9 protein-coding genes are annotated in these 15,285 nt (G+C 60.8%); 8 read left to right on the top strand and 1 reads right to left on the bottom strand.

Annotation, left to right across the window (positions count from 1 at the left end; genetic code table 11):
• Positions 1–157: 157 nt before the first annotated feature.
• The 8 genes from K1X71_14715 to K1X71_14680 all read left to right on the top strand — a co-directional run bounded on the left by K1X71_14715 (position 158) and on the right by K1X71_14680 (position 14,578).
• Positions 158–5,251, top strand: coding sequence for a tetratricopeptide repeat protein (locus tag K1X71_14715; protein ID MBX7074395.1), 5,094 nt, complete (start codon positions 158–160; stop codon positions 5,249–5,251).
• Positions 5,248–7,140 (top strand): tetratricopeptide repeat protein, encoded by a 1,893-nt coding sequence (locus K1X71_14710; GenBank protein ID MBX7074394.1) that lies wholly within the window; start codon positions 5,248–5,250, stop codon positions 7,138–7,140. Before K1X71_14715 ends, K1X71_14710 begins: the two co-directional genes overlap by 4 nt.
• A gap of 170 nt (positions 7,141–7,310) precedes the next feature.
• Positions 7,311–10,766, top strand: coding sequence for a flagellar filament capping protein FliD (fliD, locus tag K1X71_14705; protein MBX7074393.1), 3,456 nt, complete (start codon positions 7,311–7,313; stop codon positions 10,764–10,766).
• Positions 10,767–10,797: 31 nt separating this feature from the next.
• Positions 10,798–11,226 (top strand): flagellar export chaperone FliS, encoded by a 429-nt coding sequence (gene fliS, locus K1X71_14700; protein ID MBX7074392.1) that lies wholly within the window; start codon positions 10,798–10,800, stop codon positions 11,224–11,226.
• Between the two features lie 36 nt (positions 11,227–11,262).
• On the top strand, positions 11,263–12,012 hold the full coding sequence (locus K1X71_14695) for a glycosyltransferase (GenBank protein MBX7074391.1): 750 nt from the start codon (positions 11,263–11,265) through the stop codon (positions 12,010–12,012).
• A gap of 210 nt (positions 12,013–12,222) precedes the next feature.
• Complete coding sequence (locus K1X71_14690; GenBank protein MBX7074390.1) at positions 12,223–13,092, top strand: ABC transporter substrate-binding protein; 870 nt, start codon at positions 12,223–12,225, stop codon at positions 13,090–13,092.
• 27 nt (positions 13,093–13,119) lie between these two features.
• Positions 13,120–13,380, top strand: a complete 261-nt coding sequence (locus tag K1X71_14685) for a hypothetical protein (GenBank protein ID MBX7074389.1) — start codon at positions 13,120–13,122, stop codon at positions 13,378–13,380.
• Positions 13,370–14,578 carry an amidohydrolase gene (locus K1X71_14680; GenBank protein ID MBX7074388.1) on the top strand — a complete coding sequence of 403 codons (1,209 nt, stop codon included), beginning with the start codon at positions 13,370–13,372 and terminating at the stop codon, positions 14,576–14,578. Before K1X71_14685 ends, K1X71_14680 begins: the two co-directional genes overlap by 11 nt.
• A gap of 37 nt (positions 14,579–14,615) precedes the next feature.
• On the opposite strand, the gene K1X71_14675 is transcribed toward K1X71_14680, so the two are convergent.
• Positions 14,616–15,285 (bottom strand): NAD(P)-dependent oxidoreductase (locus K1X71_14675; protein ID MBX7074387.1); only part of this gene is annotated, 670 nt, incomplete at its 5' end.

Raw genomic sequence — 15,285 nt, 5'->3', positions numbered from 1 at the left:
GCCGCCGGTTCACCTATCCGATCTTAGATAGGTGAATCGGCGGTTTTTTCGTTTTGTGACGATCGTCACGCCGCCAGCACCTCGGGCTATCACATTGGCGCAAGCAGCTCATATTGCTGCCGGCCGCGCGATGACCTTCTGACGCAAGGGGACTGCCGTGGCGCTTGCCGATTTGATTCAAGAACGCAAGCACGTTGAGCTGCTCAGCCAGGCAGTCAACTGTCACCAACAGGGCGATCTGGCCAACGCGGCGGAAATTTACCGGCGGATTCTTGCGCGTGACCCGCGGAACTTCGACGCCTTGCACCTCCTCGGTGTTATTGAGCAACAACGCGGACGCCCCGAACAAGCGATCACGCTCATTCGTCAAGCCATCGAACTGGCCCCCAACCGTTGGGCGTTTCATGCCAATTTGGCATGTGCGCTCGACGAGGCAAAGCATTACGCCGCGGCGATCGAATGCTATCGCCGCGCCATCGAGTTGGGCGGAGAGTCCGCAACGCTCGTCAGCAATCTGGGCGCCACTTTTCACGCGCTTGGCAACCAAGCTGAGGCTGAACAGCAATATCGCCGTGCCATTTCGCTCGATAGCAAACATGCCGAGGCCCACTACAACCTCGGCAATCTGTTGCGCGAGGCAGGGCAGATCGAGTCATCGATCGAATCATACGACAATGCCCTGCGCCTAAATCCTCAATATTCGGCCGCCCTGGGAAACTTGGCCAATTTGCTCCTCGATCAAGGGCGCGTCGAAGAATCGCTCCGGCTCTTCGCGCGCGCATCGGAACTCGACCCCGGTAATGCCGAATGGCATTACAACCATGCGCGCGCTCTCAAGGCCGCTGGACGCTATTCCGCTGCGCTCGCGTCCTATGAAAAAGCGATTGCTCTTGCGCCCGATCATGCAGCGGCGCACATGCTGCGCGGTCTGATCTTGTTGCGGCAAGGAAAGTTCTCCGCCGGTTGGCAAGAATACGAGTGGCGCTGGAAAAAGAAGGACGAGCTTCCGCTGCGCGAATTGCCGCAGCCGCAGTGGCGTGGTGAGCCCACCTCGGAGCAAACGCTGTTCATCTACTCCGAACAAGGCGTTGGCGATGAGTTGATGTTCGCCTCGTGCCTGCCGGACGCCATCCGCGATGCACGACATTGCGTCATTGAATGCGATCCCCGACTGACCGCGCTCTATCGTAGATCATTTCCCACGGCCACTGTCCATTCACGCGAAGGCTGGTATGCCCCGGCGTGGCTCGGTCAGGTGCGTCCCATCGACTGTCAGACGCCCATCGGCAACTTGCCGCGGTATCACCGCCCGACACTCGAAAGCTTTCCACACCGCAATTCGTACTTGCAAACAGACCCAGCGCAGGTTGCCAAATGGCGCCAGCGCCTAAATCAACTCGGACCCGGGCTCAAAATTGGCATCTCGTGGCGCGGACGCAGTGACCACGAAGAAAAGTATCGGCGGTCCATTCCGCTGGGCGAATGGCGATCGTTGCTCACTTTGGACAACGTCCATTTTGTGAATCTGCAATACGGCGACGTCCGCCGCGAAGTCGCTGAAGTCGAACGAGAACTCGGCATCGAACTCCATGACTGGGAAGATGCCGATCCGCAGAACGACCTCGATGGTCTCGCCGCGCAAATGGCGGCCCTCGACCTGGTGGTCACCATCGGCAACACCAACGCCCACCTGGCAGGCGCCATCGGCGCGCAGGTGTGGACGTTACTTCCCCATTCTCCCAGTTGGCGCTGGATGGATCACCGCCAGGACAGCCTGTGGTACCCCACCATGCGACTGCTTCGTCAGCGCGCCGAGGCCGATTGGCCCGTGCTGATCAACGCCGTTCGCGATGCGATCGTGGCCAATAGCTCTGCCGATTGTTTAGCGAACGCCAATATTCCGCCGATTCGCGACGCCGCTGACCATCAACTGAAACGAAGTCGCGCGACTATTTCCGACGTCCGCTGGCGACTGGTCGACGCTAATCTGAACGACGCGTTCGCCCGTGGAGTCGAATTCGCAAAAGCCGGCGAGCCGCATCACGCCGAGGGCATCTTTCGTGAAATTCTGCGCCTGGCGCCCAAACACGTCGACGCGCTGCATCGACTGGGCATGCTCCTCAAGCAGTCCGGCCGGCGCGATGATGCCTTGAGGTTATTGAACGAGGCCGCCACAATCGCCCACGCGCGAGCGAATGTGCAGTTCGATTACGCCGTCGCGCTAACCGAGGCCTTCAAGAACGAAGAGGCCGAGCGCGTCTTGCACCGCGTAATCGAACTAGATCCCAATTCCGGACCCGCCTATGTGAACTTGGGAGTCATTTGCGAGCGTTTGGGCAAACTCGATGAGGCGCTCGCAATCTGTCATCGCGGTGTGAATTTAATGCCGCAAAGCGCTCAAGCCATCTACAACCTGGCTAATGTCTACTTGAACCAAGGCAGCTTGAACGAAGCTTTGCAGAGCTACGATCAGCTTCTTCAGCTTGACCCCCAGTTCGCTCGTGGCCACTGGAACCGTGGTCTCACCTGCATGTTGAAAGCCGACTTCATGGGCGGTTGGGCCGGCTATGCCTGGCGTGAAAAAGCAGAGCAAGTCAAGCTCGATCATTTCGACCTGCCGCTTTGGGATGGCTCATCCTTAGCCGGAAAAACCCTGCTCGTGCATGCCGAACAAGGCGTGGGCGACGAAATCATGTTCGCGTCGTGCCTGCCCGAGGTGGTTCAGCGCGCCAGGCATGTTCACGTGACATGCGACCCGCGCCTAGAAAAGCTGCTACATCGTTCATTTCCCAGCGCCAGCGTGCATAGCGTGGTGCGCGGCCCGACCTTTCAATGGAAGCCGCCCGCCGATGTCGATCTCTATACACACGCGGGCACGCTGCCGTATTACTTTCGGCAAACATGGGAGCAATTCCCGCGGCAAGAACGCTTTCTGGCGCCGGAACCAGAAACCGTCGCCTTGTGGCGTGATCGATTCGACGCGCTGGGACCTGGCGCCAAGATCGGCATTTCCTGGCGCGCCGGCGGGCATTCCAGCGAACAACGTCGCCGCACCTCTTTGCTCGATCATTGGCAACCCCTGTTTCAAATTCCAGGAGTTCACTTCGTCAACTTGCAATATGGCGAATGGTCAGAAGACCTGGCAGCCGCGCGGGCGCGCTGGGGCGTGACGATCCACGATTGGGAAGACGCCGATCCGCTCAGCGATATCGATGGGTTTGCCGCGCAGGTTGCTGCGCTGGACGCCGTGGTCTCCGTCGGCAACACGACGATTCACGTTGCCGGCGCCGTGGGCACGCCCACCTGGACCGTGTTGCCACGCGTTCCCGGCTGGCGATACTTGCTCAATCACGATTGGATGCCCTGGTATGGCTCGGTTCGCCTGCGCCGACAAACAACCTCTGGCGACTGGGACGAAGTCTACGCCCGAGTCGCTGAGGAAGTGGAGCAGCATCTGCTTCAAGTTCCCCAGCGGAAGGCGCGGCGCATGCCTCTCGTGTCGCCGCCGCCGGCCGCAACTTCGTCTCCAACATCGACTGGCGTCGGCATATTGCCCAAGGAGAAGATCCCCGAGGCGTTTCTCGGAGCGCTAAAGCAGCATCGCGCCGGTCGGCTGACGGAGGCCGAACGCACCTACCACCAGATACTGGAACAAGATCCACATCACGGCGATGCCTTGCACCTGCTGGGCGTGCTCGCTCACCAGACGCGGCGATTCGATTTCGCGATTCAATCAATCGGCGCGGCGGTGCGAATCGATCCCGCGAATAGCATTTATCATTACAACCTGGCGAGCGCGTTGCGCGATTGCGGTCAGGTCGACGCCGCCATCAGCCACTTGCGCGACGCGGTTCGGCTCAACCCGCATCTCGCCGAGGGGTTTCTCAATCTCGGCACGTTGCTGCAATCGCAAGGACACTATGACGACGCTATTTCCGCCTACGAACAGGCCCTCGCGATGCGTCCCGATTACGCCGAAGCCCACAACAACATTGGCAGCGCGCTGCGCGATCAAGGAAGGCTGACGCAAGCGGTCGAATGTTATCGCCGCGCTGTCTCGGTGCGTCCCCAATATGCCGACGCCCATTTGCACTTGGCCGGCGTGCTGCGCGAACTGGGGCAACCGACCGAGGCGCTTGTCAGCTTTGATCGCGGTTTGGAGCTCGCGCCGCAAAATGCCGCGGCGCACGCAAATCGCGCCATGTTGCGCATTCAGCAACAGATGTTTCCTGAAGGATGGGAAGAATGGGAATGGCGCTGGCAAGCCGAAGGTGGCCCGCATGCTCGCCCCTTTACGCAACCGCTCTGGCAAGGGGAATCGCTGGAGGATAAGTCGGTGCTTGTCCACATGGAGCAAGGGGTCGGCGACGAAATCATGTTCGCCTCCTGCCTGCCCGACCTGGCGGCGAACGCTCGTCGGTTAGTCGTCGAATGCGAACCACGCTTGGTGTCCTTGTTTCAGCGCAGCTTTCCGGGCGTGGAGATTCACCCGCGCGAAAGCTGGGACCGCGCCGATTGGCAAGGCGCGGCGGGGACATTTGATGTGCAGACGCCCGCCGGCAGTTTGCCTCGCCGACTCAGATCGCGACTGTCAGACTTTCCTCGCCAGCGTCAATTGCTCGTGCCAGACGCGTCTCGAGCGCGCTATTGGCGCGACATCGTGTCGGAACTTGGTAGCGGACTCAAGGTCGGGATCTCGTGGCGAGGAGGATTCAACAACTACGAAGGCCGTCAACGTTCGACCACCTTGGCCGACTGGCAAACGCTCGCCGGACTCGATGGCATCGAATGGATTAACCTGCAATATGGCGACACTGCGGCGGATGTTGCCGCGTTCGAAGCGGCCTGGGCGCGCCCGTTGCATCAACTGCCGGGCTTGGATTTGCGCCACAACTTGGATGACCTCGCGGCCGCCGTGTCCAATCTGGATTTGGTGATTGGAGTAAGCAATGCGACGGCCCATTTGGTAGGCGCCGTTGGCACTCCCATGTGGCTCCTGTTGTGCGCCGCTCCCAGTTGGCGCTGGTTCCATGGACTTGCCGAATCGCCATGGTACCACAGCGTGAGTTATGTCCGTCAGCGTGTTCGCGGTCAATGGGACAACGTCTTTGGCCAGGTTCGAGCTCAATTGCTGAAGTTGCGTCACGAGCGAAGTGCTGATCGCGGCGCGGCGCCCGCGCCACATTTTCGATTTGCGAGCGGGTCCTCTCCGCTCGCCATCGACATGCATTCAGACGGCGCGATGTCATGAACGTCGCGATTCAGAACGCCCTGGCGGCGCATCAGCATGGAGACTTGATCGCGGCAGAGCAGGGGTACCGTAGCGTGCTGGCCGTCGAAGCCGGCAATGTCGACGCGATACACTTGCTCGGTCTAATCGCCAAACAAAATGGACGCGTCGACGAGGCGATCTCGCACATTCGCCGTGCCGTGAGCTTGGCCCCCTCCAGCGCGATTCTCCACTACAACCTGGGCGACGCCCTGGCTGCGGCGGGAAGAATTGGCGATGCGGCCGACTCCTACCGCACATCGGTTCGGCTTCAGCCAGAACTTGTCGAGGCCTGGCAAAACCTGTCGGCAGTCCTTGAGCAGTCCGGCGACTTGCCTGGATCGCTCGAAAGTTGCCAGCGCGCTTGTGAACTGCGCCCTCATTCGCCGGAGCTAAAATGCAATCTTGCCAACGTGCAGAGCAAAGCAGGGCAATTTGAGAAGGCTCTCGAAACGCTCCAGTCGGCGATCCAACAGTCGCCGTCGCATGCGCCCGCCTACTGCCAGCTTGGCCTCTTGCATTGGCGACTGGGACAGTTCGATCGCGCTCGACAGTCGTTCGAGCAAGGACTGGCGATGAACCGATCCGACGTGGCGCTGTGGATCAACTTCGGGCGCTTGTCGCACCGGCAAGAGCGTTACGAAGACGCCGCCGCTGCCTATCAGACCGCGCTTCATGTTGCGCCGCATTCTTACGAAGTCCTGGTCAATTGGGCTACGCTTTGCAAGGACCTGGGTGAATACGAGCAGGCCATTGCACTTTTCGAGCGAGCCATCGCGTTGGCGCCCGCTCGGCTCGAGGCCTGGCATAATCTGGGAAAAACGTACGAAGAGCAGGGCGACCTTCAATTGGCCATCGCCAACTACGAGCGAGCGGTCGCCATCGATCCGCGGCACGGCGAAGTCCGCCTCAATCGCGCGCTGGCATTGTTGCAAGCGGGCGATTTTGCCAATGGCTGGCGCGAGTATGAATGGCGCTGGTGTACCAACGATGCTCCCACTCGGCCCCAACTGCAGGTTCCCACGTGGGACGGCGCCTCATTGACCGACCATTCGATGCTCGTCTGGGGAGAACAAGGAGTCGGCGACGAGATCATGTTCGCCTCCTGTTACCCAGACATTGTGGGGCAAGCCCGCCGCGTGGCCGTGATTTGCGACGATCGACTAGCGCCCCTCCTGCAACGCTCATTTCCGCAGGCTTGCGTCATCGGTGCGAAACGCGGCCAGGAACAATGGGATCAATTGACGCCGCACGGGATCACTTGCCAGATTGCCGCGGGTAGCCTGCCTCTACATGTGCGACAGCAAGAACGCGAATTCGGCGATCGTGGCCCCTATCTCGTTCCCGATCTGTCGGCGGTACAGCGCTGGCGCGATCGTTACTCTGCGCTAGGGCCGAGTCTCAAAGTGGGCATTTCTTGGATCGCCGGCACGACACCCAAGCATCGCCGCCACCGCACCACGCGACTGGCAGATTGGTTGCCGCTGCTCCATTTGCCGCAAGTCGATTGGGTCGATCTCCAATATGGCGACACTGCTCTTGAGCGCGACCAACTGCCCGGCGAGGTCCGACTGCATCATTTCACCGAATCCGATCCACTACGTGATCTGGACGATTTCGCGGCCCAGATCGCGGCCCTCGACTTGGTGATTTCGGTCGGCAACGCCACCGTCCATTTGGCCGGCGCGCTCGGCGCCCCCTGCTGGGCAATGCTCCCAGCGCATTGGGGTTGGCGCTGGCTTGCCGATCGCACTGACACCCTTTGGTATTCAAGCGTGCGGCTCTGGCGCCAGCAGGTGGCGGGAGACTGGCCCACGCTGTTCGCGCAAGTCGCCGCGCAGTTGCTCAAAATTGCGCATTCCGCGAGTTAGTCGCCTGCTAGCAGTCGCTCGCGACGAAGATGCCGCTGGCAACGGTATTGCCGGCGCGCAATTTCTGAACCCGAGCTAGCAAGCCTGACGATTAGATAAAGGCTAACACTAGTTTCGCGTTGGAGTTCGACCACGCCCGATCAGGGGCGCTAAGCGGCAGTCGTTCACATATGGGTAGAATTGGGTCGAACATCGGGCTGATCACCGGCTTTCCCATCGCGGATACGGTGGACAAGCTGATTGCAATTGCCGCCAAGCCGCGCGACACCCTGAAGTCGCGTGTCGACGATCTGACCGTCGAGCAAAACAGTTTCACGGTCCTAAGCGCTGGTTTGCTCAAGCTACAGCTCACTGCGCTCAAGCTGAGCAATACGAATATCTTTGATCAGCGCACCTCCAGCAGCAGTGATGACTCGCTGATTCGCGTCAGCACCACAGGCTCGCCGGCGGTTGGCACGTATCAATTCACTCCGCTGCAACTGGCGCAATCGCAGCAATTGCTCAGCTCCGGTTTTGCCAGCAACACCGCTCCAATCGGCGCGGGTAAGCTTAACCTGCGCTTTGGCGGCGCCATCGACGAGGGAATCAGCCTCGGCACGCTCAACGGCGGGCTGGGAGTGGCGACCGGCAGTATACGCATTACCGATCGCAGCGGCGCGAGCGCGGTGGTCGATCTCCGCGCGGCGCGAACCGTCGACGATGTGATCCACGCGGTGAACACCAACACCGCGATCAACGTTCGGCTCGAGACCCGCGGCGACAAATTTGTCCTGGTCGACAAATCGGGTCAGATGCAATCGAATCTGCGCGTGCAGGAAGTTGGCGGTGGCAGCACTGCGGCCGATCTGGGATTGCTGGCAATCGATGCCGCGGCAAACACCGCCGACGGCCAGGATGTAGTTCGATTGGGGCGCGATGTGCTGCTGTCGTCGCTCAATAACGGCAACGGCCTTCGCTTCGACGCGTCTGGCGCCGATCTGCGAGTTAACTTCCGCGATGGCAGCGCCCCCTTAGATGTCGATTTCTCAACCCCCGCCGTCGAAGGCTCGAAGGCCACCGCCACCACCAATGCCGCGGCCGGGCTCAATGGCCAACTGGTCTTCTCGGCGCTGAAGGCGGGCCCCGAATTTGGCGGAGTGCAAATCCGGTTCAAGCACGAACCGAGCATGATCAAGGGAAATGAGTCCGCCACCTACGACGCCAACACCAAAGAACTCGTTTTCAAAATCAGTGAAGGCGTCACCACCGCGTCAGACATTATTCAAGCGCTCGGTCGCAGCCCCGACGTGGCCGCCAAGTTTACCGTTCGCCTGGCCGCCGGCAGCACGGGCAACGGACTGGTCACATCCACCGACAGCGGCATCATGGCCGGCCCGCCCGGCTCCGTGACTACGCCAGGCGTTCAAGGCCCCAATAGCCGAATCAAAATCCAAGCCCTGCGCGAGGGCAAAAACTACGACGGCGTGACGGTTCGGTTCGCCAACGATCAGGCAGCTCGCGGCACGGAGTCGATCACCTACGACGACGTCAACAAAAAACTCACCTTTCATGTCGCCATCGGCCAATCGACCGCCAGCGACGCCGTCGCGGCGATTGCTAACAGTCCAGTGGTCGCCGAACTGTTCAAGATCGAACTGGCCGACGGCAGCGATGGCACGGGGCTAGTCGATCCTGGCGACGAGGTGCAACTGACCACCGGCGAATTGATCGACGCTGTTCCCGCAAAGACGGCGCGAACCGTCGGCGAAATGCTCGATACCTTGAACGCTGCCGACCCCGCTCGCCTCAAGGCAAATATCTCCGCCAGCGGCGACTCGATCGAATTGGTCGATCTGACGGCCGGCGCCGCCGCGTTCTCCGCCGCCGACCTGGGCGCTGGCCACGTCGCGACCGATCTTGGTTTCGCCGCGGCAGACGGCAATGGCGTAATTGCCGGCAAGCAGGTCCTCGCCGGGCTCAAGACGGCGCTCTTGTCGAGCCTTGGAGGGCGCGAAGGCCTGGGAGATCTCGGGCTGGTGCAGCTTACCGATCGCAGCGGCGCAAGCGCAACCGTCGACTTATCGGCGGCTGTCACGCTCGACGATGTGATATCCGCGATCAACGCTGCCGGAATCGGCGTCTCAGCTCGGGTAAACGACGCGCATAACGGCATTCAACTCACCGACACCACCGGCCAAACCGCCAGCAATCTTGTGGTGGCCAATGGCGACGCTACCAACACGGCCGACGCCTTGGGCTTGGCCGTCAACGAGGCCGTGAGCACGGCCGGGTCGGGCAGCCTGAATCTGCAAACGGTCAACGAGAACACGCTGCTCTCCAGCCTCAACGGCGGCGCTGGCATCACCAAAGGCAGCTTCAAGATCTTCGGCACGGCCTCGGCGCAAGGCTCGATCGACTTGGCGCAAGGCAACATCAACACCGTAGGCGACCTGATTCGCGCCATCGACGCGCTGCAAATCGGCGTCGATGCTCAAGTTAACGAGGCCGGCGACGGCATCGAGTTGATCGACACCATTGGCGCCGGCGGCACGCTCCGCGTGGAGGAAGGCAGCAGCACCGCCGCCCGAGAGTTAGGCCTTTTGAATGCGGCGACGACCCGCGAGATCAACGGCGAAGATCGACAGGTCATCGACGCCTCGACAACCTACTCCATCGACATCGCCGCCACCGACACGCTCACCGACCTTGCCGGCAAGATCAACAACCTCGGAGTCGGCATCTCGGCGGCCGAGTTCAATAGCGGCGCCGGCGTCAATCCATATCGTCTTACCATCAACAGCCAACGGTCGGGCGCCATCGGCAATCTTGTGTTCGACACCTCGCAAGCCGGCTTTTCGCTGCAAGAAACAGCACGAGGGCAAGACGCGCTGGTGCGTTTCGGCAACCCGGTTGGAGGCACACTGTCGGCCTCCAGCACCAACCAGTTCAACAACATCCTGCCAGGCGTCAATTTGCAACTGGTCGCCGCATCGACGACTGCTGTAGATGTGTCTGTCTCGTCCAGCGGCCAGGGCGGCGCCGACGCGATTCAAGCGCTGGTCGATTCCTACAACCAGGTTCGCGCCCAGATCGCCGAAGCCACCAAGTTCACCCCCGCCACCGACGATGGCAAACCCGCCACCACGGGGCCGTTGTTTGGCGACTCGTCGGTGCTGCAAGTCGATACGGAACTGGCGAGCCTGTTTTCGCGGCGAGTCTTTCGCGCGGGCTCGCTCCAGAGCTTGCAGTCGGTGGGATTGAGCCTGGAGAAAGATGGTTCGCTTAAGTTCGACTCGGCCAAGTACGACGACAAGCTGGCCACCGATCCCCAGGCAGTGAAAGATCTGTTCTCCACCAAACAGTTTGGACTGGCCGATCGGATTCGCTCGATGACCGATCGCCTCTCGTCCGGCGAGCATGCCCTGCTCATCAATCGCATGGATGCGATCAATGTCAACATCCGCACGGCGAACGCCAAGATTGAAGACTGGAACAAGCGACTGGAAACGCAAAAGAACGCGCTCTTGCTCAAATTCTATCGCATGGATCTCGCCATCGCGAAGATGCAAGACAGCCTCAAGGTCATCGGGCAGTTGCAAACCATTTCGAATGGATCGTTCACTAGCGCCAACGGTTCGGCAAGTTAACGAACTCGTCTAACCGTCTCAGGGAGGAATCATGCAAACGCAAGCACGCGACGCCTATTTACAAACCGAGGTCATGACCGCCACGCCACAGAAGCTACAGCTCATGCTGATCGACGCGGCAATTCGCTTTTCGCGCCAGGCGTTGGTCCATGGGCAAAACGATCAACACGAAGAGGCTGGCGAAGCCATTATTCGAGCCCAAGAAGTGGTGGCCGAAATCTTGGGCGGCCTGCGAGTCGATCGCGATCCTCCGCTCGTCCGCCGCGTGGCCGGCATCTACACCTTTGTGTCGCGCCAACTCACGGCGGCCCATACCGCCAAGGACGTTAGCGCCATCGAGGGTGTTATTCGCGTCTTGGAGATCGAGCGGGCCACCTGGCAACAGGTTTGCGAGCAACTCGGCTCACGAATCGACGCGGCTCACCACCAGTCGCCCTCTGGCGCCGTCTTCACCGCCTGATTCCACCAAATCTCTCACAGCTAGAAAGGGACTTCGATGCTGCGAATCTTCATCGGTTGGGATTCTCGTTTTCCAGAGCCGGCCGAGGTGCTGGCATATAGCCTGCGCAAGTTTTCCTCCATTGCGCTCGATATTCGATTTCTCCGCCTGGCCGAACTCGATTTCGACCGCCAGCACGATCCGCTGCAATCCACCGAGTTCACTTACACGCGTTTTCTAGTGCCGCATCTTTGCGACTTCGCCGGCACGGCGCTGTTTATGGACAACGACATGCTCTGCCTGGGCGATGTCCGCCAATTGGCTGAACTCGACATGTCGCGTCATGCGCTGCGCGTCGTGCAACACGACTACCAGCCCACCAACACGGTGAAGATGTACGGCTGCGCACAAACATCGTATCCGCGCAAGAACTGGTCCAGCTTCATGCTCATGCGCTGCGATCGGCTCAAGTTGTGGTCCAAGGAGGTGGTTGAATCGCAAACCGGCGCCTACTTGCACCGCTTCCAGGACATCGACGACAGCCAAATCGGCGAGATCCCCAAGACCTGGAATACGTTGGACTGGATGGACGAGTCGACACAACTCATCCACTACACCAACGGCGGCCCGTGGTTCGAGGAATACCGCGATCATCCGCATGCCGACGTTTGGTATCAAATGCGCGACGAAATGCGCGCCGTTCGCAAGGCGGCCAGCGCCGGCATTCCCAATCGGGGGCGCAATCGTCCTGGCCTGCGTGGCCCCATCGCACGCGGCACGTCGCTCGACTCCCGCCAGAACGCCTAAGTCCGCACTGCCGACTCAATTCGCACGGGCCTGAAAGCGCTGCTTCCGGGCCCGTCTTCGTTTTCGGCGGACGTGCGTATCCATGCTCCGGTGGTTGCCCCTTGCCGCTCGTCGGCGAATTCGGGACACTGGCCCCAGCGGCCACGTTGCCGCCTTGCGGCCCTCCGGGCCGCCATTTCTCTTGGTTCAACGATACCGATTGGTTGCCTGATGACTGCGACAACTACTGCGAAAGTCCTGATTCGAGTTGGGCACAGCCCCGATCCTGACGACGCGTTCATGTTTCATGCGCTTGCCAACGACAAGATTGAAACGGGACGCTACCAGTTCACGCACGAATTGGTCGACATCGAAACGCTCAATCGCCGCGCTTTTCAGGCCGACCTCGAACTGACTGCCCTGTCGCTGCACGCCTATGCGTACCTGGCCGACAAGTACATCCTGTGCCCTTGCGGCGCCAGCATGGGAGACCAGTACGGTCCCATGGTGGTGGCCAAGCGGCCCATGTCGATCGCCGATCTCAAAACCGCCCGCATCGCCGTCCCGGGCACCCTTACCACAGCCTATTTGGCGCTGCGACTTTGCGTTGGCGCCGATTTCCCTTTTGTCGTAGTCCCGTTCGATCAAATCCTCGAGGTCACCGCCCGCGGCGAGTACCAAGGTCAGTCGGTCGACGCCGGATTGATTATTCATGAGGGGCAATTGACGTATGGCGATCACGACTTGAAGTTGATCGTCGATACCGGCAAATGGTGGCATGAAGTAACCGGGTTGCCGTTGCCGCTGGGCGCAAACGGCATCCGCCGCGACCTCGGCGCCGAAACGATTCAAGACGTCAACCGGCTGCTCAAAGAGAGCATTCAATATGGTCTTACGCATCGCGGCGAAGCCCTCGATCACGCCTTGAAGTACGGTCGCGATTTGGATCGCCAACAGGCAGACCAATTTGTCGGCATGTACGTCAACGATTGGACGCTCGATTTTGGGCCGCGCGGCCGCCAGGCTGTGACCGAGTTGCTCCAACGTGGGCACGCGGCTGGCGTGATTCCCAAGCTGGTCCGCCCAGAGTTTGTGGACTAGCCAAATACAAACCCGAGCGCGGTCCCTATGCCCAAGGAATCTCAGTCGTCCTCCCAGGGATCGATTCTGGCGCTGTCGCTCACCGGGTGTCTTTCGGTGATGGCCGCGATCGTTTTGGTCTTTCTGACCGTTGGCATCGCCGGCAATCTGATTGGCATCGTCGCTGCGCTGTTCGCGTTTGTCGCAATGCATTATTTGTTATGGGGGCGCTGGCTAAGCGACAGCATTCGCGCCGAGGTGGAGGCGGAACAATCGGCCTCCGCGGGAGACAAACCGCATGACTCGTGATTGGAGGCTCGCGCTCGACGCCGAGATCGCCCGCGTCACGCCGCAGTTGATCGAACTCCGGCGCCAAATGCACGCGCATCCCGAACTGAGCGGAACAGAGCACGCTACCACCGAGCGAATCGAACGCGCCCTGGCTGCCGCCGGCATTGCCGGGCGCCGTGGACCCGATGGACGCGGACTGATCGTCGATTCGCCCGGCGCCTCCGCGGCGCGCGTGGCGCTCCGCGCCGATATCGACGCGCTTCCCATCGCCGAGGCTCGCGACTGCGACTATCGCAGTCAATCGCCGGGCATCATGCACGCCTGTGGACACGATGGCCATACGGCGGTGGTGCTTGGCTGCGTCTTGGCGCTACATCAACTGCAAACGCAGGGCGCCTTGCCCGGCGGCATTGCCTGGCGAGCCCTCTTTCAGCCCGCCGAAGAGACGCTACTGGGCGCCAAGGAAATGGTGGCCGCCGGCGCGGTCGAAGATGTCGCGACAATACTCTCCATGCACATGGACCCAACCCGCGAGGTTGGCCAAATCGGTGTGTGCGATGGTCCCTTCACGGCCCATTGCGATACGCTCAAGGTCACGCTGCATGGCCGGGGCGGGCATGGCGCCAGGCCGCATTTGGCCATCGACCCTCTTGCGGCGGCCGTGCAACTAGTCAACACGCTTTACGCTGTCATTCCGCGCCGCCACGATAGCTTGGACGCCGTGGTGATCTCATTCGGCCAATTCACCGCCGGCGACGCCGCCAACGTCATTCCTTCCGTCGCGGAGTTGCGTGGCACGCTGCGCACTCTTGATCGCCGCGTCCGCGAAGCGACCAAAATCGAGATCGCGCGCATCATCGAAGCGGTCGCTGCTGCCACGGGCACTCGCGCCGAGTTCGATTGGTATAGCGGTATCGACTCGGTCGTCAATGATCCGGCCGTCACCAATCTCGTGCGCCAAGCCGGCGCCGAGGTCCTTGGTCAGCAGAGCGATGTCCAGGAGATTCTGCGGCCTAGCATGGGAAGCGAAGACTTTGCCTCGTACCTCGAGCATGTCCCGGGCAGCATGTTTCGGCTCGGTTGCGCCTCCCCGGCCGTCGGCAACAGCGGATTGCACACGCCCACTTTCGATCTCGACGAGCGCGCCATCCCCATTGGCGCCCGTATTTTGGTCCGCGCCGCCGTGCTCTCGAGCGAGCAGCCGTCCCAGGCCTGACCGCCCAACTCTCAAGTGATTCGGTGGCGCGCAAGCGCTAGTCGAGAAAGAAATCCTTCTGTAGCGCGCTGCCCGGCTTCATCGCGTACTGCTCAAAATCCGTGACGCCGCGTTGCGTTAGCAGCGCCTCGTCCACAAAGAAGTTCCCCGTGCATTCGCGACTGTCGCTCGTCAGGATCAGGTAGGCCGCGTCCGCTAGGATCTCCGGACTGCGGCAGGCGTCCTTGAGCGATGCGCCCAGCACATTTTCCACCGCTGCCGTCCAGATTGCCGTCTCGGGCCATAGCGCATTTACCCCGATCCGCTTGGGCTTGAGTTCGGCGGCCATGCCCAACACGCACATGCTCATTCCATACTTTGCCATCGTGTAAGCCAGATTGCCCATGAACCACTTGGCCGACATGTTCAAGGGTGGCGATAGGTTCAAAATATGTGGATTCGCGGCCTTCTCCAAGTACGGGATGCACGCCTGAGAACAAAGGTACGTGCCGCGCGCATTAACCTGATGCATCAGGTCGTAACGCTTCATCGGCGTTTCCAGCGTGCCCGCCAGGAAGATCGCGCTGGCGTTGTTGATGCAGATGTCGATGCCGCCAAAGGTCTCAACTGTCTTGGCGACCGCCGCCTGCACCTGCTCGTCGTGGCGAATATCACACACCAGTGGCAGCCCACGTCCGCCAGCTTCGTCCATTTCTTTGGCTGCCGTA

It is taken from the genome of Pirellulales bacterium (assembly GCA_019694455.1).
In the GTDB taxonomy this organism is placed as follows: Bacteria; Planctomycetota; Planctomycetia; order Pirellulales; family JAEUIK01; genus JAIBBY01.
Note: the sequence above shows the minus strand (reverse complement) of the source record. Positions and strands in the feature narration are given on the sequence as shown.